Raw genomic sequence first — 23,602 nt, 5'->3', positions numbered from 1 at the left:
ATGGAAACGCAGCCCAACAACCCACTTCACGGAAAGACACTGGAAGCAATCCTCAATGAATTGGTATCTTATTATGGTTGGGAGCAAATGAGTTATCACGTAAATGTTAATAGTTTCCAAAATGAGTCCAGCGTCCAATCCAGTCTTAAATTTTTAAGGAAAACACCTTGGGCAAGAAAGAAAGTGGAGGACCTTTATATCAAGATGCAGGAACGGAAACAGTAACTTGAAAAAATAAATATCTACATTAATTCAGTTGAAACATTATGCCTTTTGTAGATTATTATCAAATATTAGGTCTTGATAAAACCGCCGACGACAAGGCCATCAAAAATGCTTACCGCAAGCTGGCCAGGAAATATCATCCCGATCTTAACCCAAACGACAAAGAAGCGGAGAAAAAATTTCAGGAACTCAACGAGGCAAATGAGGTTTTGAGCGATCCCGAAAAACGGAAAAAATATGATCAATACGGGAAGGATTGGCAGCATAGTGAAGAGTTTGAAAGAGCACGTCAGTCACGGGGGAATGCGGGCCGTCAGGATGGACAATGGCATTCAGGAAGTGGCGGAGACGGTTTTTCCGATTTTTTTGAATCTATGTTTGGTTCTTCCAGTGGTTTTGGAGGGGGTGGTGGACGCCAGGCTAGATTCCGCGGGCAGGATTACCAGGCTGAGGCGCAACTTTCTTTGCGCGATGCATTCGAAACCCATAAACAAACACTTTCGGTCAATGGTAAGAACATAAGGATAACCGTTCCTGCGGGAATCGAAAATGGCCAAACCATCAAAATTCCTGGTCATGGCGGTAAAGGATCGAATGGCGGAACCGATGGCGATTTATACCTGACCTTCAACATTCAGCCGGATGAAAAATTCAGAAGATCTGGCAATGATCTTCACTTCAAAGCTGACCTGGACCTTTATACTGCTGTTTTGGGAGGCGAATTGATTGTTGAGACCCTTGGCGGTAAGGTTAAACTGAATGTTAATTCCGAAACTCAGAATGGAAGTGTCGTCAGATTAAAAGGTAAGGGATTTCCTGTATATAAAAAAGAAGGCGTGTTTGGAGACCTGTATGTTACATTCGATGTAAAAATCCCAACCAACCTCAGTGAAAGGCAAAGGGAATTGTTTTCAGAATTATCTAAATCGTAATCGGCGGGCATAACTGCATTTGCTAAATACCTTAACATGAAATTTGACGATTATCACATTGCCCCGGAAATCAAAAGGAGCCTTGAAGATTTCGGGTTCAAACGTCCTACTGATATACAGTTCAAAGCGATTCCAGCCATTATGAAGGGGGAAGATGTGCTTGCGATCGCGCAGACTGGTACCGGAAAAACGGCAGCCTTCGCAATTCCAGTCATTGATAAATTACATAAACAGAAATCGTCGAGCCGCTCCGAAGGTATAAAGTGTCTCGTAATGGTGCCTACCAGGGAGCTGGCAATACAGATTACAGAAGTTTTTAATAAAATAGCTGAACATACCAGGGTAAAGACATTCAGTATTTTTGGAGGTGTGGAACAGGAACCGCAAATTGAAAGGCTTGAAAAAGGCATTGATGTGCTTGTTTCAACGCCAGGCCGCATGTTCGATCTAGTGAGCCAGGGTCACATTAACTTCAACAGCATTGAAATCCTGATCCTCGATGAAGCCGACCATATGCTGGACTTGGGCTTTATTAAGGATATTCAGGATTTGATCAAATTCCTTCCCAAGAACCGGCAAACGTTGTTTTTTTCAGCGACCATCAATGAAAAGATCAAGAAGCTGGCTTATTCTCTGGTCAGGAATGCGATCAGGATACAAATTTCACCTAATAATCCGGTGGCCAGGAATATTACACATTCCGTCGCTTTTATCGGAATGGATGACAAGCGGTTCTTTCTGGAAAGGGTTATTAAGGAAAACCCTGACAGTAAAATTTTAGTATTTGTTCGAACAAAAGTGCGTGCGGAAAGAGTGTTTAATGCGCTTGAAAGAATGGAAATTAAGAGCTCTACTATTCATGGAGACAAGGAGCAGGCCGACAGGCTTATTGCGATGAATGAGTTTAAAAAAGGAGATGTGAAGGTGCTTATTGCAACGGACGTCAGCGCTAGGGGAATCGATATTCCGGGTGTGGACTATGTTGTTAACTACGATTTGCCAGAGCAACCTGAGAATTACGTCCATAGAGTCGGCCGGACAGGCAGAGGGACGCAAAAAGGCCTGGCTGTTTCGTTTTGCAGCCCCGAGGAAAAACCATTGCTGGAAGAAATTCAGCAATACTTAGACAAACCAATTGATGTCCTGAAAATAACGGGTACGGAATATTCACAAACACTCGATTTTACTGCCGTCACCACCGATGATATAAAATCCTTGATGCAGGAGGTGGAGGATTATGAGAATTTCAAAAAGAAGAAGAAAAAAAAATAGCATTAAAAAAGGGTTGCAGAAACTTTTCTGCAACCCTTTTTTAATGCTATTGACATATTAATCCTCAAATTCATCAGCCAGGATTTGGCCACGAATTTCGCCATAAATGTTTTCTGCTGTTGGAATATTCACATAAAACTGACCAATTATAAGCATTGTTTGCTGCTCTGTGTTCAGTCTCTGAGTTCCCTGAACCTGATTTCCAGCTGGCTTATCAGCAAGAGTAAACAAAATTGGACCTGCTTCCCAAACCGGATTTGCACTGTTGAGGGTAACAGACGTCGGCACAATATTCTGATAAGTAATGTTGTATTTAAGCTCCATGGTCGCTTTGTTGTACTCAAAAATTCCGGTACCCTGACCAGCCGACGTCGCCTTTGGAACAGTGGGGCCACTATTAATGACTGCCGAGAATTTGACGATGTCATCTTTGTGAGGTCCTTTTTCTGAACAGGAAGAAACAAATCCTAACATTACAACTCCCGCGATCAATAGTAAAAAACGTTTCATTGGCTTTTTCATACAGCGTTTAATTTAAAATTTAATCCTTAAATATACATACAAACTGATGCGTTGCAAAAATGATACCACGCTGAACCTATATATTCCAAAGGTCGCTTTTCCGGATATAAACGATTCTGTTGTTCCAGAGAACCCGATTCCAATGATCCACTGAACCTACTATGATGAGTTTGTGCCCTTTGCCAATCTGCTCTACCACCGATGACGCCGAAGAAGGCTCATTCCTCAAAAAAGTATTTTCGTTTACAATAATACAAGTCTGGTAGAGAGACGGAACATTCAGGATAGCCAGTAGCAACAACAGATAAACGACAATGGAAACCTTATGTACCTGCAAAATCGGCTCTCGTCTCCTCGCTTTTGTCACCATTATTACTACGATGTATGTACCCAAAGTTAGAAGCAAGATTGGAATGTAGTCGCCGTATCTTCGATAAAATATGATAAAATAATTGTAGTCATCGAACTCATAGCCCGTTAGATTCTGCTCCTCAGCCAGTTTGTCCATTTTTTCAAATAACCGCCTGGAAGGATTAATAAGCGCAAGTTTGCTGAGGTAATAGAGACAATCGGTATAATTATTGGTCTTCTCAGCAAGGAAGGCGAGTTTTAGGAGAACGCTCTGGCTGTTTTTTTCTTCACGGTTGAAGTTTTTTTTGTAGAGGATCAGCGATTCCGGATACTTCGCCATAGCGAACAGAGAATCAGCTGTTTTTAACTCCTTTTTATTAACGGAATAAGCTGGCTGAAAAGCAAAAACCGACCCTAACACGATCCAGAGCAACAGGTATTTCTTTTTCAGGGCTTGCATTATACTATTAAGAATTCTACTTTTGCATCGCAATTACGGAAAAGGCCCCGGTTAATCCAATAAATTGCTCTTTTCTAAAATCAACGACAGCCAAAGAAAGGATTCCATAACTCAGCTGGTAGAGCAATACACCGCGAGGCGTCCGCTTTTAATGTATGGGTCCTGGGTTGGCATAAAGGGGAAACACTGAGGTTGAACATAAAAAAATAATAAATAAGATTCCGTAGCTCAGCTGGTAGAGCAATACACTTTTAATGTATGGGTCCTGGGTTCGAATCCCAGCGGGATCACTTGAAGAAATAGCAAAAAAGATCAGAAGCCTGCTAATCTATCGATTTGCAGGCTTTTTTGTTTTCCCGATTATCCCAAAAGATTCAATTTTTACAAATTTTGGTGAGTAATTGTATGATGTCGTCTAAACTTTGAAGTCAAATGAATTTTCTCGAAAGTTTTGTCCGAAGCGGCGAAGAGAGATAATAGTGCCACAAAATCATCGTAGCCACGGTGCGGTTCGGTTTCCATTTCACCGTTATTTCCATAAGCGCTTCACGTGTAATGTCCTTTGGAAGGGTTTTGGCTCTTTTGAGGGCATTCACCGCCGCCAGGTCGCCAATCGGGAAGATATCGGACCTTTGCAGCACAAACATGAGATAGATATCCGTCGTCCAGTTGCCAATTCCTTTCAGTGCTGTAAGCCGGGCGCGGATCTCGTCGTCAGCCATTTTCTCAAAGCTTTCCAAGTCCAGCGTTCGGTTTGCGAGTGCAAGGGCGAGTGCCCGGATGTAGACGGCTTTCTGCCGACTTACGTAACATGCTCTTAATTCTTCATCATTCAGCGAAAGGATATTTTCAGGAATTAAGTCGATTGTTTTTTTCCTCAACTTATTTAAGGCTGAAAGCGCAGAAGCCAGCGAAACCTGCTGTTCCAGAATAATGTGGACGAGTGTCTCGAAAGTGTTGGGCCTGGTCCACATGGGCGGGTAGCCATGCGCTTTGATAATCGCCGACAAATCATTGTCTAAGGCTGCCAGCTGATCGCAGATTTGATGAAAATTCGAGGAGGAGAAGGTTTGAAGCACTATTAGAAAAGAAGCGAGTTTGATTTTGTTACCACAAAGAAAGCTGACTTGGGACGCTCTCGATGTTCAAAAGAATTGTCTTATTTGCAATGCCTCCTCCAAAACCGACCAGCTTCCCGGTAGCACCGATTACCCTGTGGCAGGGCGCTATGATTGCGATCGGATTTTTGTTGGCAGCACCTCCCACCGCCCGGACTGCGTCGGGATTTTCGATTTGCCGGGCAATATCCCCGTAAGTTCTTGTTTCGCCAAAGGGGATTGTAAGCAATGCTTCCCAAACCTTTTTTTGGAATTCGGTACCTTCAAAATCGAGTGGGAGGGAAAACGATTTTCGGTTTTTTGAAAAATACTCTCCCAATTGCTTTTCCGCTTCCAAAATGATCGGGTGATCGTGATTTTCCGATCCAACAAGCTGCTGACCAACTCTTTCCCAGCGAACAGCATTTAAACCTTTTTCACTGGCAATCAATGTTAATCTGCCAACTGGTGAGTCTATTGTCTTGAAATAATATTCCATTTCTTGTTTAATCGTAAGGCAATTAATTACCAAAAATCACAAATCATTTACCGCCGGTTCGCTGAAATAATGTAGGAAATAGGAATACCCACGGCAACGATCAGGATCGACATTCCAATGAGCGAAGATCGCGGATCGGGGAATGGCATTTTAGGAAATGTGATCCGTAACACGCCAACGTTCATGACGAGCCAGACAAAAATCCCATACAAAATACCGCATACCAACTTTTGTTTTCGAAGCATTCTCAGATAGGGAAAAATGCGATAGTAAAATGTTGAAAAAAGAAACGCAATGAAGAAATGTAGCAGCAAACCCGTAAGAACCATTGGTACTCCACCGGAATAAGCTTCTTTTCCGAAAATGCCGCTGGCAATGGACATGCAGATGCGGGACGGAGTAGTTTGCTCCATGATGATGGAATAAATTAATATGGCAGCCAGAATATCCAGGGCACCTGCTATGATTGTGGCCGACGCGATCGTCTTGAATGCGGAACTAGAAGACCTGATCGTACTCATGGCTATATAGAAAGAATAAATGACCAGCTATTTCATCCAGACGGATGATGACGGAATCTCATCTGCATGTGCGAAGGATTCCTGGAATTTTGTTTTGTAACCGGCTGCCTGTTTTGTTTTTCTTTGCGCTACTAGGCTGTTGTACAATCCTAATCCCGACCACCCATTTCCTGGATTATAAACAAGGTCTAGCCTGTATACTTTCTCTGCGAGCGCTGGTTTACCCGCCTTTAATAAATAAGCGCCCAGGAACTGGCGGGTAGGTACGGGCCAATCTTTTGGCTCGGTATAAATGAGCTTATCTTCCAGTTCAACCGCTTTTTCCAAGCTTGCAATGGCTTTAATATGTTGTTTTTGAGAAAATAGAATAGCTCCTTCCAACGTTTTTTCGGCAATTTTCGCAATCTGCACGGGTGAATTGAATGGTATCCGCCGTTTAGTTAGGATAGGATCTTTCGATTTCAATCGGAGTCGTTCCAGATTCGCTGAGGCAGAATCAATCTGATCCGTATTTAGAAATGCAAGCCCTTTTGCAAAATCCGACAGCAGGCTCGCATAAGTCCAGCGACTGTCGATACGAATGCTATCCCGCAATATCTCTTCCCATTTTCCATGGCGGACCAGCGTCATTACTGGTAGCATATACAAATACTGGTCGTAAGTTGTTTCATAAGTGGGCATCACGCTTTTGCGTGTACGTAATGCATAGCGCATGGCTTCCTTATACATTCCCCCGGTAAGAGCGCAATAGGTCTGAACCGCAAAATAGTGTGGTGAAGCTTTGGCAAGAGATAAATTTTTGGCGAGCAGATCATAATATTTCAGATTATCGTCCGCCAGATTGTTCACTTCAACCCCTTTCGCATACAACCCGTTTCTTTCATATTCGTGGCTCGACATATGTACCATGTGCGCAACACCCGGAAGCAGGTCGCGCAATGTTTCCGCACTTCCCAATGCCACTTCCGGATGTTGCGATGCCTCGGTCAGGTGAATGTAATAGTGAAGCGCAGCAGGATGTTTCGGATTTCTTTCAAGGACTTTTTTGCAAACATCAACCAGTTCCGCTGTCCATGCTTTCGGCGTGCCGTTCTTGTTCCAAAAATCCCAGGCATGTATCAGCATGTTAGCGTCGACGTATAAAATATGGATGTCATCATTGCCGGGCTCGGCAACCATTGCATTTTTTAGTTTCTCTGCATAAGCTATATTAAGGGACTCTCTCTGCGAATCCGTCGCATCATTTGAATAACGGCTGTTCATTGCATCAATCAGCAATTTTTCCTTTGGGGTAGTACGTGCTATCTTACCATTCATTTCTTTCAAAACCGACACCAGTTCTGCCGGTTTGGTGTAGCTGTGCGCAGCATTGTAGTAGGGTCCCATTGCCAGGGCTTGTCCCCAAAAGGCCATCGCATTTTCGGGATCAAATCGAGCGGATTCCTTGAACGAAGCGACCGCTTCCTTGAAGTGATAGCCGTAATACATGCTTAGGCCCTGATCAAAGAAGAACTGGGAGCTATCAGTTTTGGTAGAAACAGGGTAGGAGTGATGTCCCCATCCAGGCAGAGGTACTATAAATTTTCCGTCAGCTGCGGGCTGGATTTCTGAATTATAGACGGGTCCGCACACTGCAATATCTGCAATTGTAGTTTTGGAAGATTTTCGACCAATGGGCTTTAGAAAAAGTACGGTCAGACCAAAAAGAAATATGAGGAATGCGACGGAAATGAAGGCAACTTTCATTGTAGACAAATTGATTTGGGACCGGAGATAATAACCGGAACAACCAGGTCGAAAAGAGATTAATTTAAATATAGCAATTATTACTTAATCCCTGAATGACCGGGAGCATTGTTTTAGGTTTGTGTAAATTTTAGCCTATCTGTTTTCTGTCAAATGATTTCAGTAAGCTGTATATTAAAGAAATCTCAAAAAAATTATAACTAAATTAGCAATCGTCCTACCACAGAAAATGTCGTCATATGACTTACGTTTATGGCATTCAGTCAGGAACTACACAACACACTTTGGTGTACATTGGTCAATGATATGAGTCAGAATTATATCAATCAGGTTTTCAAGGCATTACCGGCTCCTAGTGTAATATTGTTGGCAGATTCTCCAAAGTTTACGATCAAGGATGCGAATGATGCTTATTTTTCTTTTACCGGCGAGACTGGCGAATCACTGATCGGAAAGGGTTTTTTTGAAGCATTCCCGGATTTGCCTACGCCCAGAACCGATGTATGGGGTTCGCTTCTGGAAAAGGTATTACAAGAAGGGCATAGTAACCAAACTCCTGTTTTTCGCTTTCTTCCCAACTCTCTGAAAGGAAAAACTTCGAAAGAGCATTTTTATATAGCTACAAATACGCCAATCTTCGATGGTGACGGCGAAATTGAGTTTATTGTCAGGTCTATTGCAGATGTCACCCACATTGCAGCTGACGGTGAAAATGGTAGTAATTTTGGCGCCGAAAAATTTCTTGACGAAACACAGCGGGTCGCAAAAGTCGGGGGCTGGGATGCAGACCTTCTCACAGGAGTAGTTACGTGGTCGGAAGTTGTGAAAGAAATATATGAGGTAGGACCTGATTATCAGCCGGATATTGAATTTCCAGAAAGTTTTTATAAAGAAGGGCTAGACAGGGACCGCTTTGTGTGGGCCGTACAAGAAACAATCGCCCATGGGGCCATCATTGATCTCGAACTGATCGCTATTACTGCAAAAGGGAATGAGAAGTGGATCCGGATTACAGGTCGGGCCGAATTTAACGGCGGCGTTTGCACGCGTGTTTACGGGGCCGTACAGGATATCCATGATCGTAAAATGGTAGAAGAGGAGCTGATTGCTTCCCACAACAAATTGGAATCGCTGATACAAACGATCGATGGGATTGTTTGGGAAGTAGATATAACTACTTTCGGATTTTATTTTGTAAGCGATCAGGTCGGGAATATTCTGGGCTATGAACCACAGCAGTGGTTAGATGATCCGGAATTCTGGAAAACCCAGATCCATCCCGAAGACCGGGAAAAAGTACCAGGGTTTTGCCAGAGACTGGCAGGTGAGGGCAGAAATAGCACGTTTGTTTACCGGATGTTTCATGCAGATGGGGATATTGTATGGATCAGGGACCAGGTCACTGTAATCCGTGAAAATGGTAAACCTGTTCTACTGCGGGGATTGATGCTGGACATCACGGAAACGAAGCGATTGGAAGATATGGAGCATCTTGAGAAAACGGTGCTCGAACTTAATTCAAGCAGCGAATCATCCCTGCAGACTATCCTAATCAAATACCTCACCGGCATTGAGCAAATTTTCCCTCAGATGAAATGCTCCATACTCGGGCTCAAAAATAACAGACTCCGGAATTGGGCGGCGCCCTCATTGCCTGAAACATACACGAGCGCAATTGAAAATCGGGAAATCGGTGATAATGAAGGCTCCTGCGGCACTGCTGCCTTCCGCAAAGAGAAGGTAGTAGTAAGTGATATCGGCACCGATCCAAGGTGGGCTAATTACAAGGAGTTAGCTTTGAAACATGATTTAAGGGCCTGCTGGTCACACCCGATTATCATTCTAGATGATGTTGTAGTGGCGACATTTGCGGTTTACTATAAAAAGATAAAATTTCCTGAAGAGGAAGAAATCAAGATCATCGACCGCGCTGTTGCCATTCTCAAGGTGATCCTGGAAAGCAGACAAATTGCCGAAATGGCCAGCGAAACAACACTGGTGATGGCCCAGGGGCAGGAGTTGGCAAGATTTGGGAACTGGCAATGGGATGTCGCAAGCAATGTGGTAACCTGGTCGGATACATTGTTTACGATATATGGGGTGAGCCGGAACGAATTTACACCAACTTTCGAAGGGTATCTCTCAAAAGTTAGTGGCAGTGACCGTGAGCGCGTCGCGGCAGGCATTCAAAATGCATTGGAGAACAGGAGCGATTTTGGATTTGAAGAAACGATCATCCACTCATCAGGAGAAGAACGATATTTGCGTACCTGGGGAAAAACGACAGTCAACGAACAAGGTGAGCCGGTCAAAATGATAGGAGCCTGTCTCGATATAACAGATAGCAAGAAAATCCAGAAAGAGCTATTGGCTAGTGAATCGCGGTTGCGCAGCCTCGTTGATTCCCAAACCAATTATGTGATCAGGACTGATTTGATGGGTAATTACACCTATTATAACAATAAGTTCGAAGAGGATTTTGGCTGGTTTTATGGCTACCGGAATTTTATGGGCGTCAACTGTATGCAGATCGTCCGGCATGATGATCGCAAGCGTGTAATGGAAACAGTGGCCTTCTGCTTAAATAACCCAAACACGGTATGTCCACTTGAAATTGAGCACATTAGCCCGGATGATGAACGGAAGTCGGGTTATTGGCATTTTATTGCGCTGCCGGATGCCAATGGAAAAGCAACGGAAATTCAGTGCATAGGTGTGGATGTTTCTGATCGTAAACGGGCGGTGGATGCATTGAAGAAAAGCAACGAACGTTATGAGTTGCTCAACAAAGCTACCAATGACGCCATTTATGACTGGGACCTTATCCGTGACCGCATTCAATGGGGAGACGGGTTCTACCGGCTTTTTGGATTTGATATCGGGACGGACAGATATCCGATGGAGAATTGGGCAAAGCATATTCATCCCGCAGATAAGGAGAGGATAGAACAAGACCTTTTGATGCAGCTAGGAGATTACAGCCAGAGTAAATGGACCGCTAAATACAGGTTTCGTAAAGCCGACGGGCATTATGCGTTTATCGAGGAAACGGGCTACATCAGGAGGAACCGCGTTGGCAACGCAGTGCGGATGATTGGCGTATTACGTGACGTCACAGATCGCCTGAGGCATATCAGTGAAATTGAGGAACGCAACCAGAAGCTCCAGGAAATCGCATGGCTTCAATCGCATGTGATCAGGGCGCCGCTGGCCAGGTTAATGGGGCTTGTGGATCTGATAAGGAATTACGAAAATTCAGAGGAGGAGAAAGTTGAATTGCTAGACCATATCATGACATCGGCTAACGATTTAGACGAAATTATCAGGAATATTTCTTCCAAAGCGGCGCAGGTATGACCCGTCTAAAAACCATATTTTACACCTAACGACAAGTTTACAATGTCGCTGACATCCAGGTAACCGCGGTTTTGTACGTAGCTTATCAACATCAGGTCATAAGTGCCCAGTTCATAATAAAACTCAAATCCTCGTTTCCGATCTTTGACAATGAAGTTTTTCCCTAATTTCCCACCAATATATGCGGCAGGCCTGAATGTCGTTGCCCACCAATAATAACCTTTTGGATAGTATGCCGGCCACTTAGTGTCAAACTGAGGTCCGAAGGTATAACTCAGATAGAAGCCCAGGGAAAATGGCGCGACATAGTAGCTTTCCCGCCTTAGTGGTATCCGCCAGGGCGAATAAGTCGTTTTTCCAGTTATCGTAATCAGCGCATCTCCTCCGAATTTTTGTGGTAAAAACCCAAAAAGCACATCCGTTTCCAATGTTTCGTTTTTTGAAAGGTACCCAGGCCCGCCCGACAGAAATCCAATGCCGCCCGCAAACTGTAATTTGAGATGGTCTGGAAGATACCATTTGCGGCTTTGCTGAAAAGCTTCAGCGCGCTGGGCAAAAGCCGCAGACGGGATCAGCAAAATCAGGAACAGTAAAAACTTATGCGAATTTTTCAAAACTCAATTTTTTCTAAATAATACCCGTCTTTCCAAACCCTCACTACCCAGTATCCACGGGCACCCATGCTTGTTGTGACGTAATAATGCACGCCATCATTGTAAAACTCGCCATTATTGAAACTGTGTTTATGACCATATAAACTCATTTTCACATTCGGATTTGAGCCCAGTAAATCTGAGAAATCCTTTTCTAACTTTTTATCAAAATCACCGTCAAATGGAGGTACGTGCCCAATTACAATAATATTCTTATTCTCCGGATTATTGCTGAGTTGTGATTTCAGCCAGGAGAGATTAGGTACAGTCCCATCAAATGCATATTCACGGGAGTTGGTATTAATGAACACAAACCTGTGATTGCCGTAGTCAAAGGAATAATCCAGCGAGCCATACATTTTGCGATAGGAAATCGGGCCGTTTGCAACAATATCGTGGTTGCCAATCACGGTCAGATACGGTGAATTCAGTTTCACCATGATCTCGTTAACCCATTTGAATTCCTGGTTGATACCAAAATCGGAAATGTCGCCTGCGTGGAGCACGAATGCGATGTCTTTTTGGCTATTCGCACTTTTAACAAAATCGGCCGATTCGTCATACCAACGTTGGGTGTCACCCATAAGGATAAATTTCAGCGTGTCACGCAATGGGATAGCCTGAATTTTTTTGATATTCATCTCACTCAGGTTGCGCTCATCTCTATCCAGATTGATTTCATTGGGATTGTATAGAATGAAACTATCGCAGGAGAGCGTTAGAGTGGCCAGACATGATAGGGCTAGGCTTATATATTTTTTCAATTCAGGATATTTTAAGTAAACGAGAGTATAAGGGCCAGGCGGCTTTTAGGATTTAACCCGCAAATTCGAGCTAAAATTCCAACTTGAACGGATTGTTGTTGACCGAACAAAACGGCACGGTTTTTGCAATGTGAATGTTTGATTATTACCTCTAAATTATTGTCAGTTATGAAAATCAAAGCAGTTGTAGGTGCACTAGGTCTCCTGCTAATTACCTTCTCACTGTCAGCCCAGGTTGTTTCGAAGGATTCTATAAATATTTTGAAGGATCAGAAAGAGGCATTGGAGTTGAGCAAAAAGTTGAATGAGCGTAAGTTGGAACTTGCGAAACTGGAAAATGAGCTGCAAAGCAAATCGGATGAGGCTGCGAAGGCGGCTGAGGATGCGCAGAGGTCAGCGGATCAGAATAGAGACGCCGCAGAGAAACTAGACGACGACGCTCAAAGCAGGAAATTGGCCAAAAGGGCAAGTAAAAGTGCAGGTTCGGCTCACAGAGACTCGAAGAGGGCCAGGAGAGCGGCTGACAACCTTGAAGATCTGAGAAAGGATATCGAATCTTTACGAGAAAAGATCAGCAGCGACGAGGCTAAACTCGCTACGCTGCCCGGCGGCAATTAATTTTAGTAAGGGGCTTTCGCAAGCCCCTTTTTTTTGTGTCAAAAAGCTATTTTTTAAGCTTCCCGAACATGCTGAGGCAGTCTGTTAGCAAACCAAAGGAGCAAAGTAGCATTAAAAACGAGCGTAAAGGGGATGACGGAAATATTTTTGAAAAACAGAATAATTGCCCATTCAGAAGAATCCGCAGAAAGGAGGCCATCCCGCTTCAACGTAAGATAAAGGCAGGTTTCATATGCAATGTGATCAATCATCAGGTTGATCAGGAAAGAAATAAACAGAAAAGCAGCCATATTAAGAGTTACTGCCACCCACTCTGTCTTAAGTTTCGCCCAAGCTGATTTCCAGTTTTTGCTTGTGCCGGTTTCAAATGAAAATACTGAAACGAATCTGGTAATCCCTTTTTTCACATTTGTTAAACCCAGACTAAATAGAAAAATAAGGATTCTGGCAGTCTGGATTGTGATTTCAAGGAAAGTATCCAGCCACGGAGCAATTGCTCCGAATGCACGGAGCTGCGCTGCCCGTCCGAGTCCTGCAATCAATCCGAGAATAAGGATTATAAGAAAATGCTTTCTGACGAATCGCAAGGAATTTAATGTCGAGTCGAATTTTTGCGTAACCCGAAGTAAAGTGTTCATAGAGGAATAAAGTTGGAAGTGTAGAAAAATTAATTTCTACTAAAATACGCTTGTAGAAGGCTATTGAAAGACTTATGTGATAAATGGTGCATTCTTTTTTGCCGTTCATCATTTAAAATTTGCATATACTAAACAGTGTTTATTATATTCACATCGTATTTAATATCATCATGGCAATTAAAGAAAGAAAAGAGCGGGAGAAACAAGACATGAGAAACCTGATTATTGAGTCAGCAACTCAGTTATTTCTGAAGCACGGTTACGATAAGACGTCCATTCGTAACATGGCCGATGACATCGAATACAGTCCCGCTACGATCTACCTTTATTTTAAAGACAAGGATGAGATTTTTTATGTGATCCATGAGAACGGTTTTGCGCTTCTGGATACAGAGTTACGAAAGAACGATGCGATCAAAAACCCATTTGAACGTCTGGGTGCAATTGGGCGGACTTACATGAAATTTGCATTTGATAATCCGGATTATTACGACCTGATGTTTATCATGCGTGCGCCATTATCGCAGATTAAAAGTGAGGCGGAATGGAAAGCGGGTGAATGTGCTTTTGGATACGTTACCCAAACCATCGGTGAATGTCTTGAACAAAAGTTGATCAAACCGGCGGACGTGTTGCTAATTTCTATTTCGGTCTGGTCATTTGTTCATGGTTTGGTTTCATTGTATCTCCGCGGCCGGATGTGTATTGTGCCTATGCCCGACGATGTCATTGAAGCAATGCTGGACAGTGCGGTTACTAATTATCTGATTGGTCTTAAAGCCTAAAAAAATTTGCTGTTTGATAAACAGTGTTCACTAAATAAACATTGAATTGCCATGAATTGGATTTCCAAGAATATGCTCCGGCATGTCCTGTTCACGATGCTGTTGTCTGGGCTGGCATTTAAAGTCAGCGCACAGGAAGCTGCTTTACAGAAATACATTGAGCAAGGCCTGAAAAATAATCAGGGGCTGCGTCAGCAGGGGTTCATCCTGGAAAAGAATATCTATGCATTGAAAGAAGCGAAATCATTTTTCCTTCCCGAAGTCAATTTTAATACTACTTATCTGGATTCCAGGGGTGGCCGGAAGATCAGCATCCCGATCGGGGATTTGCTTAACCCCGTGTACTCTTCACTCAACCAACTGACCAATTCTTCTGCTTTTCCACAGGTAGAGAATGTAAATCAGACCTTCAACCCGAATAATTATTACGACGCAAAATTCAGGACTTCATTGCCACTTTATAATGCTGAAATCACATACAATACCGGTATTCGCAAAGAACAGATCAATTTCCAGCAAGCCGAAGTGGATGTGTATAAAAGGGAACTAGTAAAGGAAATTAAGGTTGCCTATTATGCTTGTTTACAATCGGACGAAGCGATCCATATCCTCGAAAGCGCTGTGTCGCTGGCTACTGAAAATTTAAAATTTAATCAGTTGCTCGTTAAAAATGATAAGGCAATCCGGACGGTGGTCAGCCGCTCGGAAAATGAATTGATTGGGTTACAGGCCAAATTGGATGATTCAAAAAATCAGGCAGCCACTGCTATTGCTTATCTTAATTTCCTATTAAACAGCCCACTGGATACCAAAATCGACCTGCAAAAAAGCGGGGAAGTCCTTATCGATGCTGATTCTCTGGCTACGGGACGGAGAGAGGAATTGGTAAAACTCGAATCACTTTACAAGATCAATGCACTTTCGGGGCAATTAGCCAGAGCTGCGGCATTACCAAAATTGGCGACGTTTATAGACCTGGGAACGCAGGGTGATTTTATCAAATTCAATAACGATACCCGTTATTACCTCTTTGGCCTAACACTCGATTGGCGGATTTTTGCAGGAAACCGGGGACAGTACAAGGCGAAGCAGGCTATGCTGGAAGGCCAGGCAACGGGTGAGCAGATTAGCCAGGTGGAGCAGCAATTACAATTGCAGACGCAAACCTCGTCGAACCGCCTGAAATCAGCCTTTCAAATTTACCAGGCATCAAAAAGCCAGACTGCATTGTCGCAGCAATATTACCAGGACCAGCAGAAATTGTATCGAGAAGGACAACTGCTTTATATAGAGCTGCTGGATGCGCAGAACCGCTTAATCAATGATCAGCTTCAACAAAGTATTTCTTATCTAAATGTACAAACCCGCTCCGCTGAGCTGGAACGGGCAAAAGCGAGCTATGTATTCTCAAACTAAAAATGAAATGAAAACTACCATTCAAATTGGCATATCCATTCTCTTGCTGGCCGTTACGCTCGGCTGCAAGGAGGAGAAAAAGAAAGCGGAGGTCACGGATAACACGATTCCTGTGAAAATTATCAGCTCTTCGTCCCTTAATCAGGCGCAGGCAGTTGAAACTTCAGGTTTGCTGGGTTCTGAAAATGAGGCCCGACTTTCCTTCAAGGTTGGCGGGATTATTAAGGATATCTTGGTCAAAGAAGGAGATAAGGTTCGGCGGGGTCAAGTCCTGGCGACTTTGAACACCACGGAAGTCAATGCCCAAATGGGGCAGGCAGAGGAAAATTTTCTGAAAGCAAAACGGGACGCCCAGCGGATCCAAAATCTTTACAGGGACAGTGTCGCGACCAAGGAGCAAGTAGAAAACAGCATCACCACATTGAACCTGGCCGAAAAGCAATTGGACATTGTGAAATTTAATCTCTCTCAATCCAAGATTATTTCCACGACAGACGGAGTGGTGATCCAAAAATTGCAGAATGCAGGCGAACAGGTGCAGGGAGGGACTGCGGTTTTATTCATCAGCGGAACGGGAAACCAAGATTGGGTTATCAAATGCGGTCTTACAGACAAAGACTGGGCGCGATTGAAAGGCGGTGAAAAGGCCGACATTACCTTTGATGCTTATCCTCAGACTTTTACAGGAAATGTTAAAACGCTGGCGCAGGGAAGCGACGCGGTGTCTGGACTTTACCAGGCCGAAATTCACCTGAACAAACATGGTGCAAAACTGGCAAATGGCCTTTTTGCCAAGGTGAGTATTTACCCAAAAGAAAAAAGCAGTATGGTATCTATTCCGGTCGATGCATTGATTGAGGGGGAGAATGACAGTGCTTTTGTATTTGTTGCCCAAAACAATAAAGCGGTTCGGAAGTCTGTAAAAATAGCTTATCTGGAAGGCGATAAGGCATTTATACTTTCGGGTGTAGCAAGCGGGGCACAGGTAATCCGGGAAGGTTCCGCCTACCTGGCGGATGGTGCGTCAATCAAAATAGTTCAGTAACATTCAACAGACGAAATCATGAAATTACCTGAATTCGCAGTAAAGAATTATCAGTTTACCCTGGTCGTTTTCCTGGCCGTTCTTGCAATGGGCATCTATTCGCTTTTCACAATGCCGCGCAGTGAGGACCCCGACATTCATCCGCCCCAATTTTCTGTCATTGTGATCTACCCAGGCACCAGCCCGAAGGATATGGAGCAGTTGATCGTGGATCCGATGGAGAAGAAAATGAATGAGCTTGACGATATGAAGCACGTTATTACGGATATCCGCGACGGCCTGGCCGTGATGCAGATCCAATATAAGTACAGCTCCGATCCCGACGACAAGTACCAGGAAGTAGTCCGGGAAATTAACAGCCTGCGTCCGCAGCTTCCGGCAGACGTGGCAGATATTCGCATCAATAAGCAGATCCCTTCTGATGTGAGTATCTATCAATACGCATTGATCAGCGAAAATGCGACTTATACCCAATTGAAGAAGTATTCCAAGGACTTTAAGGAACGTCTTGAGAAAGTAAAAACACTAAAAAGGGTAGAATTCTCGGGTATTCCAGAGCGACAGGTTAAAGTAAACCTGAACCTGCACAAGATTGCGCAGCAGAAACTTACACAGGACCAGGTCATTGGCGCATTGCAAAGTGAAAATGTCAACATTCCCGGTGGAAGCATTAGTATGGCTACCAAAAAGCTGAACATTAAGACGAGCGGCAACTACCGCACATTGGATGAGGTCGCCAATACCGTGGTCTCTGCGTCGGGTGGTAAAGTGGTGTATCTCAAAGACGTAGCTGATGTGAAGCTGGGTTATGAAGATGAAACCCATATTACCCGCCTCAATGGTTACCGTTGCAGTTTTGTCAATGTTAGCCAAAAGGAAGGCGAGAACATTATAGCCGTGCAGGGCCAGGTTGAACCGATTGTTGCAAAGTTTGAAAAAGAACTTCCGTCTAACATTGAGCTTGTAAAAGTTTTTGATCAGGCAAAAAGTGTGGATACACGTCTGTCGCATTTCGCCCGGGACTTCGGGATCGCCATCTTGTTGGTACTGCTTACTTTATTACCATTGGGCACCCGTGCATCGGTTGTGGTGATGATTTCCATTCCGCTCTCGTTGGCCATCGGGCTCACATTGATGAACCTGCTTGGTTACAATATTAATCAATTAAGCATAGTTGGAATGATCGTTGCATTGGGTATTTTGGTCGATGACAGCATTGTGGTGGTCGAAAATATTGAACGTTACCTGCGAATGGGATACAGCCGGGTGGAAGCTTCCATTAAAGCGTCTTCGCAAATTAGCCTAGCGGTTGTGGGCTGCACGATTCTGCTGATTTTTGCCTTTCTACCACTGGTCTTCCTCCCGGAAGGTGCGGGAGATTTTATCCGGAGTTTGCCTCTTTCAGTGATCACAACTGTTTTTGCTTCTATGCTGGTTTCGCTGACGGTTGTTCCGTTTTTATCAAGTGTAATTTTGAAACCCCATATGAATGCGGAAGGTAACTTTCTTTTGAGGGGAATGAAGAAGGTCATTCACACCACATATGGCAGCTTGCTGGACAAGGCTTTGAAACGGCCAGCCATCACATTACTCGTGGCAGGTGCCATCTTTGTCGGATCGCTGGCATTGGTACCATTAATTGGAAACAGCCTTTTCCCCAAATCTGAAAAGCCAATGTTCCTGGTGGATATTGAGACGCCACAGGGCACCAATCTTAAAAAAACCAATCAGGTTGCACGTTATGTGGAAGGGGTTTTGAAAAAAGAACCATTAATTACTTCTTTCTCAACCAACGTTGGCAAGGGAAACCCGCGGGTTTATTATAATGTGATCCAACGCAATGAAAGTGAGAATTTTGCAGAGATTTTCGTACAGGTAGAAGGTTTGGAAACCGACGAAAAAGTGGAGGTTATTGAAAGGTTAAGAAAAAAATTGGAACGATATCCGGGCGCAGAGATCAAGGTAAAGGATTTTGAACAAGGGCCTCTGATCGAAGCCCCACTGGCTTATCGCGTTTATGGTGAAGACCTCGACGATTTACGTAAAACAGCTTTTCGGGTGGCGGATTTGTTAGCTAAGACCGAAGGAACCATTTATGTGAACAATCCGCTCCTGGTTCAGCCGACCGATCTCAGGGTGCATGTCAACAAAGAAAAGGCCGGAAGTCTGGGGATTTCCGCGTCTGAAATTGACCGAACCGTTCGCCTTGGCGCCGCAGGATTGAATGTGGCCACTTACAGAGAAGATGTTGGCAAGGCCGACAATTACGATGTGAATGTTTCGGTGTCAAGAAACGCAGCGATTCAAGATTACAGCGTTTTTGACAAGCTATATGTGCCGTCCGCAAGTGGTGTGAGCATTCCGCTCAAAAGCATTGCCAGCATTGAGCTCGAAAGCTCACCAAACCAAATCAGGCATTATGACAAAGACCGATATGTGACAGTTTCTGCATTCGTGAAGCCCGAATACAACGTGCAGCGCCTGAATGAAGAGATTACCAATAAATTGAATGTTTTTAAGTTCGAAAAAGGCCAAACCTTCACCGTCGCAGGCGAAAAGGAAAGTCAGGAAGAGAGTTTCGGTGGACTTGGGCTAATCATCCTTGTGACCGTATTTGGGTTTTTGGGAGTATTAATCTTGGAATTCAAAACTTTCAAAAGCATCCTGATTGTTCTTTCGGTAATTCCACTTGGGATTGTAGGTGGATTATTGATGCTGTTCCTTACTGGCGAAACATTGTCATTTACTGCAACAATTGGATTTATTGCATTGGTTGGGATTGAAGTTAAAAACTCATTGCTGGTCGTGGATTTCACCAATCAACTCCGTGAGCAAGGCAAAGGAATTGAAGAGGCCATTATCGAAGCAGGGGAGATCCGTTTCGTGCCGATTTTGCTTACTTCGCTTACTGCAATCGGTGGCTTGCTGCCGCTGGTGATTGAATATAGCGCATTGTATTCGCCGCTTGCATTGGTTCTAATCGGCGGTCTGATCAGCTCAACATTACTTTCGAGGCTGGTAACACCGGTGATGTACAAGCTTTTGCCGCCCTCAATTCAGAGTTCGGCAAAAGAACAAGTCGTTCTGGAACCAGAGTTAGCACATTGAGCAGTGACACATTACGGGGTTGGTTTAGATGGGTCCAATACGCGCCCGGGACAAAATGATCTTAAACATGCGTATGGTGGGTTGAGAAGTAAAATTTGAATTACTAAATCCTTTTAATTCCTGAATCTTTAACATTTTTCAATTTAACTAATGAAGATGAAAGAAACTGGGATTTGAAGCGGTGCCAATATCCGATTACCACCAAATCCAACTGGCAGGTACGGAAATTCGATGGGACATTAATCAGACCATAAGTCAAGATACCCGTTTTTGAAAATCAGAGCTTAACATCGAATAAAGTCGCACCATGAGTCAAAATAGGTTTTCGGAAGCGCTTTTCAGCAAGGCGCCGCTGGTAGGGATCATCCGGAATGTAGCATTGGAAGATTTAAAGCAGATCCTGCCGATTTACCGGGAAGCGGGGTTAACGACCGTAGAAATCACAATGAATACAGCGGGTGCTACGGAGATGATCAGGTATGCAATTGAAAATGAGGGTAAGGGATTAAATATTGGCGCCGGAACGGTTTGTACGAAGGATGATCTGGAAGCTGCGCTGGAGGCAGGTGCACAATTTATCGTCACGCCCGTCATCAATAAAAGGGTTATTAAATCTTGTGTAAAAAAGAACATACCCATTTTCCCAGGCGCATTTACGCCAACTGAAATCTACAATGCTTGGACACTGGGAGCTACTATGGTGAAGATTTACCCGGCAACTTCCCTGGGTCCCGGATACATCAAAGATCTGAAAGCGCCAATGAATCAGCTCAAACTGCTTCCAACCGGAGGCGTGGGATTGGAAAATATGTCTGAATTCCTTGAAGCGGGTGCAAATGGGCTTGGTATTGGCGGACAGCTTTTTGACAAGAAATTGATCGAGGATAAAAATTGGGAGGGTTTGAAAAACCACTTCCGGCAATTCGTTCAAAAACTCTCCTTTTAATGGGCAAAACCAAAAATTACCGTTGGCTGATTGTGGTCCTGTTATTTACTGCAACTACCATAAATTATTTGGATCGCCAGATTATCGGTCTTTTAAAACCCATCCTGGAAAAAGAGTTTGTCTGGACAGAAACTGATTTTGCACGCATCGTAATGGCATTTACAGCAGCATATGCGCTGGGATTACTTTTTTTCGGGTGGCTAATCGACAAAATTGGTACAAAAGCGGGATATTCTTTTACCATTGTTTTTTGGAGTATTGCTGGAATGCTTCATGCGGTTGCGAGAAGCGCATTTGGCTTTGGATTGGCACGTGTTGGCCTTGGACTGGGAGAGGCTGGAAATTATCCGGCTGCAGTGAAAACGGTGGCAGAATGGTTCCCAAGAAAGGAGCGTGCGCTTGCCACCGGGCTATTTAATGCCGGAACGAGTGTAGGCGTTGTGGTTGCTTTAATTCTTGTTCCCTGGATATTAACCGGTTATGGCTGGCAGGAAGTGTTTTGGATTACCGGTGCATTGGGTTTTGTGTGGCTGCTACTCTGGATTATATTTTATGATATTCCTGCAAAACAAAAAAGATTGAGTGCGGAAGAACTGCATTACATTACCAGCGGGCAGGATCAGGACGAGAACGAAGCCGAGAAACAGCCTATCAAATGGGCGAAGCTTTTTACATTCCCACAAACCTGGGCCTATATTACCGGAAAAGGCCTTATTGATCCGATTTACTGGTTTTTTCTGTTTTGGTTACCATCTTATTTCGCTTCAACATTCAACCTTGACCTCAAAAAACCAAGTCTTGAATTAATGCTTATTTACACCGCGACAACAGTTGGAAGTATTGGCGGAGGTTATCTTTCGTCCTGGCTGATCAAAAAAGGCTGGCCGACATTGCGGGCGAGAAAAACAGTTTTGCTGGCCTTTGCATTTCTTGAATTATCAGTGATCCTTATCCAATTTGCAGGTGACGTTTGGGTTGCAGTCGGTTTAATCAGTCTTGCGGTAGCATTGCATCAGGCCTGGGCGACCAATGTTTTTACATTGCCATCCGACCTTTTCCCAAAACAGGCAGTGAGTTCCGTTGTCGGGATTGGCGGGATGGCTGGTGCGGTAGGAGGGATACTATTCCCGATCCTGATTGGAAGCTTGCTGGATACTTATAAGGCCGCCGGAAATCTTGCTGGCGGCTATAACATCATTTTCACCATTTGCGGATTTACATATCTCGTCGCCTGGCTGATCATCCATTTGCTCACAAGAACGCCAAAAGTTGTAGAATTGAACGAAGTGCAATAAGATTATACAAACCCTCCATCATTCTCTTCGAAGCTGTGTTTTGTTTTTGGGTTGAAATAATTCCTGATTGAATCCCAAAAAGTTTCTTTTTTTAATTCCTCTGGTACGTACGGGATGATTGTCATGTTTCCGACTTGCTTGTGGAAAGGCTTCTTGCGCAATTCTTTTTCAAAAACCACCACGCTGTCGTAAAATGTAATGCTGTAAATGTGTCGGGTGATTTCATCGAATGCGATGGCATCTTTTTCGTGAATATGGCTTTCATAGAGCGTATCCACCAGATGTTTGGCGTGTTCTATGAATGTACCTGGCGTTTTCAATCCGCCGTAAAACTCCGTCCAGTAGGAGGTATGTGTGTCTTCTACAATATATAATCCTCCCTCTTTTACTTTGAGATATAATGCTTCAAACGAGGTAAGTTGCTGATTCATCGTATGTCCACCGTCGTCAATGATAATGTCGAGCTCAGGCAGTTCTTTGCTCACCCGTTCCAAAAAGCCTTTGTCACTTTGAGATCCAATAAATATTGTCGTATTTTCTTCTTCCAGTTTCTTGCAGTCAGGATTGATGTCGATGGCATAAATGTGTGCATGGTCACCAAAATACTTTTTCCAAAGTTGCATCGACCCGCCATGAGAAATGCCGATTTCCAGCATATTGACCTTTTGACCGCGATATTTTGCAAAATGCTTTTCATAGATATCAAAGTAATGGTCCCATTTGTGAATAAGGTTTCCTTCATGGTTGTAAAATAGCTCCCTGATGGTCATGACTGGTAATTTTGTTAGGAATTTTAAATGGCAAGAAAAAGCATACATCCTTTAACTACAATGAGCAATATAATAAGAACTGACTTTGACCATCCTGATTTTGTTTCGCTGGTAAAAGAATTGGATGCTTATCTCGCAATTACAGACGGGGACGAACACGCTTTTTACTCCCAATATAATAAGATCGACAAGATCAGGTATGTTGTTGTCTTTTACGAAGAGGGAGACCCGCTTGGCTGTGGCGCTTTAAAACCTTTCGATGCAAAGGCAATTGAAGTCAAGCGAATGTTTGTTTCCGTTGCCGGAAGAAATAAGGGAGTCGCTTCTCAAATGCTTATTGAACTAGAAAATTGGGCGAAGGAACTGGGTTACGAGCGGTGTGTGCTGGAAACCGGCAAAAGGCAGTATGAGGCGATTGCGCTTTATCACAAAAATGGTTATCAGGTCACTCCTAATTATGGGCAGTATATTGGCGTGGAAAATAGCGTCTGTTTTGAAAAGCTCGTATAGCCTTACCTATCACTCAATCCGATACATTACAAGCCAACGACAAAGTTTAACTAGTACTCAAAATACTCAAAA

General features: G+C 43.7%; 22 protein-coding genes and 1 tRNA gene. 13 read left to right on the top strand and 10 right to left on the bottom strand.

Features of this window, described 5'->3' with window-relative positions:
- The 3 genes from FHS68_RS16380 to FHS68_RS16370 are packed head-to-tail and all read left to right on the top strand — an operon-like array spanning window position 1 to window position 2,429.
- On the top strand, window positions 1-225 hold the full coding sequence (locus tag FHS68_RS16380; protein ID WP_167273331.1) for a VF530 family protein: 225 nt from the start codon (window positions 1-3) through the stop codon (window positions 223-225).
- A gap of 41 nt (window positions 226-266) precedes the next feature.
- Window positions 267-1,157 carry a DnaJ C-terminal domain-containing protein gene (locus FHS68_RS16375; protein WP_167272004.1) on the top strand — a complete coding sequence of 297 codons (891 nt, stop codon included), beginning with the start codon at window positions 267-269 and terminating at the stop codon, window positions 1,155-1,157.
- A gap of 36 nt (window positions 1,158-1,193) precedes the next feature.
- Window positions 1,194-2,429, top strand: coding sequence for a DEAD/DEAH box helicase (locus FHS68_RS16370; protein ID WP_167272002.1), 1,236 nt, complete (start codon window positions 1,194-1,196; stop codon window positions 2,427-2,429).
- 57 nt (window positions 2,430-2,486) lie between these two features.
- Here FHS68_RS16370 and FHS68_RS16365 read toward each other — a convergent pair whose 3' ends face one another.
- On the bottom strand, window positions 2,487-2,951 hold the full coding sequence (locus tag FHS68_RS16365; protein ID WP_167272000.1) for a CHRD domain-containing protein: 465 nt from the start codon (window positions 2,949-2,951) through the stop codon (window positions 2,487-2,489).
- A 76-nt stretch (window positions 2,952-3,027) separates the two neighbouring features.
- Complete coding sequence (locus tag FHS68_RS16360; RefSeq protein ID WP_229211929.1) at window positions 3,028-3,762, bottom strand: SH3 domain-containing protein; 735 nt, start codon at window positions 3,760-3,762, stop codon at window positions 3,028-3,030.
- 217 nt (window positions 3,763-3,979) lie between these two features.
- Here FHS68_RS16360 and FHS68_RS16355 point away from each other — a divergent pair.
- Window positions 3,980-4,052: transfer RNA gene (locus FHS68_RS16355), tRNA-Lys, on the top strand.
- A gap of 138 nt (window positions 4,053-4,190) precedes the next feature.
- Here FHS68_RS16355 and FHS68_RS16350 read toward each other — a convergent pair.
- From FHS68_RS16350 to FHS68_RS16335, 4 genes are read right to left on the bottom strand one after another with little or no spacing between them, the layout of a single operon-like run.
- The gene (locus FHS68_RS16350; protein ID WP_208408331.1) at window positions 4,191-4,841 is read right to left on the bottom strand and encodes a DNA-3-methyladenine glycosylase family protein; all 651 of its coding nucleotides are present in this window, start codon (window positions 4,839-4,841) and stop codon (window positions 4,191-4,193) included.
- A 28-nt stretch (window positions 4,842-4,869) separates the two neighbouring features.
- The gene (locus tag FHS68_RS16345) at window positions 4,870-5,358 is read right to left on the bottom strand and encodes a methylated-DNA--[protein]-cysteine S-methyltransferase (RefSeq protein ID WP_167271998.1); all 489 of its coding nucleotides are present in this window, start codon (window positions 5,356-5,358) and stop codon (window positions 4,870-4,872) included.
- 47 nt (window positions 5,359-5,405) lie between these two features.
- Window positions 5,406-5,879 carry a DUF1440 domain-containing protein gene (locus tag FHS68_RS16340; protein WP_167271997.1) on the bottom strand — a complete coding sequence of 158 codons (474 nt, stop codon included), beginning with the start codon at window positions 5,877-5,879 and terminating at the stop codon, window positions 5,406-5,408.
- A gap of 27 nt (window positions 5,880-5,906) precedes the next feature.
- Window positions 5,907-7,625, bottom strand: a complete 1,719-nt coding sequence (locus FHS68_RS16335) for a tetratricopeptide repeat protein (RefSeq protein ID WP_167271995.1) — start codon at window positions 7,623-7,625, stop codon at window positions 5,907-5,909.
- 252 nt (window positions 7,626-7,877) lie between these two features.
- On the opposite strand from FHS68_RS16335, the gene FHS68_RS16330 reads away from it, so the two are divergent.
- Window positions 7,878-10,982: a PAS domain-containing protein gene (locus FHS68_RS16330; RefSeq protein WP_167271993.1), complete on the top strand. Its 3,105-nt coding sequence runs from the start codon at window positions 7,878-7,880 to the stop codon at window positions 10,980-10,982.
- 5 nt (window positions 10,983-10,987) lie between these two features.
- Here the strand turns inward: FHS68_RS16330 and FHS68_RS16325 are convergent, their stop codons facing one another.
- A complete protein-coding gene (locus tag FHS68_RS16325; protein WP_167271991.1) occupies window positions 10,988-11,596 on the bottom strand; it encodes a hypothetical protein in 609 nt (202 codons plus the stop codon).
- Window positions 11,593-12,399 carry a metallophosphoesterase family protein gene (locus tag FHS68_RS16320; RefSeq protein ID WP_229211928.1) on the bottom strand — a complete coding sequence of 269 codons (807 nt, stop codon included), beginning with the start codon at window positions 12,397-12,399 and terminating at the stop codon, window positions 11,593-11,595. The genes FHS68_RS16325 and FHS68_RS16320 overlap by 4 nt, the downstream gene beginning before the upstream one ends.
- A 168-nt stretch (window positions 12,400-12,567) precedes the next feature.
- Between FHS68_RS16320 and FHS68_RS16315 the strand changes: the two genes are divergently transcribed.
- Window positions 12,568-13,017: a hypothetical protein gene (locus tag FHS68_RS16315; RefSeq protein ID WP_167271989.1), complete on the top strand. Its 450-nt coding sequence runs from the start codon at window positions 12,568-12,570 to the stop codon at window positions 13,015-13,017.
- 53 nt (window positions 13,018-13,070) lie between these two features.
- On the opposite strand, the gene FHS68_RS16310 is transcribed toward FHS68_RS16315, so the two are convergent.
- Window positions 13,071-13,655 carry a hypothetical protein gene (locus FHS68_RS16310; protein ID WP_167271987.1) on the bottom strand — a complete coding sequence of 195 codons (585 nt, stop codon included), beginning with the start codon at window positions 13,653-13,655 and terminating at the stop codon, window positions 13,071-13,073.
- 170 nt (window positions 13,656-13,825) lie between these two features.
- Here FHS68_RS16310 and FHS68_RS16305 point away from each other — a divergent pair, with 170 nt between their 5' ends.
- The 6 genes from FHS68_RS16305 (at window position 13,826) to FHS68_RS16280 (ending at window position 22,250) form a co-directional block, all read left to right on the top strand.
- Entirely contained in the window at window positions 13,826-14,440 is a 615-nt protein-coding gene (locus FHS68_RS16305) for a TetR/AcrR family transcriptional regulator (protein WP_167271985.1), read from the top strand.
- Window positions 14,441-14,491: 51 nt separating this feature from the next.
- A complete protein-coding gene (locus FHS68_RS16300) occupies window positions 14,492-15,856 on the top strand; it encodes a TolC family protein (protein WP_229211927.1) in 1,365 nt (454 codons plus the stop codon).
- Between the two features lie 7 nt (window positions 15,857-15,863).
- On the top strand, window positions 15,864-16,901 hold the full coding sequence (locus FHS68_RS16295; RefSeq protein ID WP_167271983.1) for an efflux RND transporter periplasmic adaptor subunit: 1,038 nt from the start codon (window positions 15,864-15,866) through the stop codon (window positions 16,899-16,901).
- Between the two features lie 18 nt (window positions 16,902-16,919).
- On the top strand, window positions 16,920-20,009 hold the full coding sequence (locus FHS68_RS16290; protein ID WP_167271981.1) for an efflux RND transporter permease subunit: 3,090 nt from the start codon (window positions 16,920-16,922) through the stop codon (window positions 20,007-20,009).
- Between the two features lie 307 nt (window positions 20,010-20,316).
- Window positions 20,317-20,955 carry a bifunctional 4-hydroxy-2-oxoglutarate aldolase/2-dehydro-3-deoxy-phosphogluconate aldolase gene (locus tag FHS68_RS16285; protein ID WP_167271979.1) on the top strand — a complete coding sequence of 213 codons (639 nt, stop codon included), beginning with the start codon at window positions 20,317-20,319 and terminating at the stop codon, window positions 20,953-20,955.
- Window positions 20,955-22,250 carry an MFS transporter gene (locus FHS68_RS16280; protein ID WP_167271977.1) on the top strand — a complete coding sequence of 432 codons (1,296 nt, stop codon included), beginning with the start codon at window positions 20,955-20,957 and terminating at the stop codon, window positions 22,248-22,250. The genes FHS68_RS16285 and FHS68_RS16280 overlap by 1 nt, the downstream gene beginning before the upstream one ends.
- 2 nt (window positions 22,251-22,252) lie before the next feature.
- On the opposite strand, the gene FHS68_RS16275 is transcribed toward FHS68_RS16280, so the two are convergent.
- A complete protein-coding gene (locus FHS68_RS16275; protein WP_167271975.1) occupies window positions 22,253-23,020 on the bottom strand; it encodes a class I SAM-dependent methyltransferase in 768 nt (255 codons plus the stop codon).
- A gap of 60 nt (window positions 23,021-23,080) precedes the next feature.
- Here FHS68_RS16275 and FHS68_RS16270 point away from each other — a divergent pair, with 60 nt between their 5' ends.
- Window positions 23,081-23,530 carry a GNAT family N-acetyltransferase gene (locus FHS68_RS16270; RefSeq protein WP_167271973.1) on the top strand — a complete coding sequence of 150 codons (450 nt, stop codon included), beginning with the start codon at window positions 23,081-23,083 and terminating at the stop codon, window positions 23,528-23,530.
- The last annotated feature ends 72 nt before the right edge of the window (window positions 23,531-23,602 follow it).

This window comes from Dyadobacter arcticus, from assembly GCF_011762185.1.
Taxonomy (GTDB): domain Bacteria; phylum Bacteroidota; class Bacteroidia; order Cytophagales; family Spirosomataceae; genus Dyadobacter; species Dyadobacter arcticus.
The sequence above is the reverse complement of the archived record's forward strand: the minus strand, read 5'-3'. Positions and strand labels throughout refer to the sequence as shown.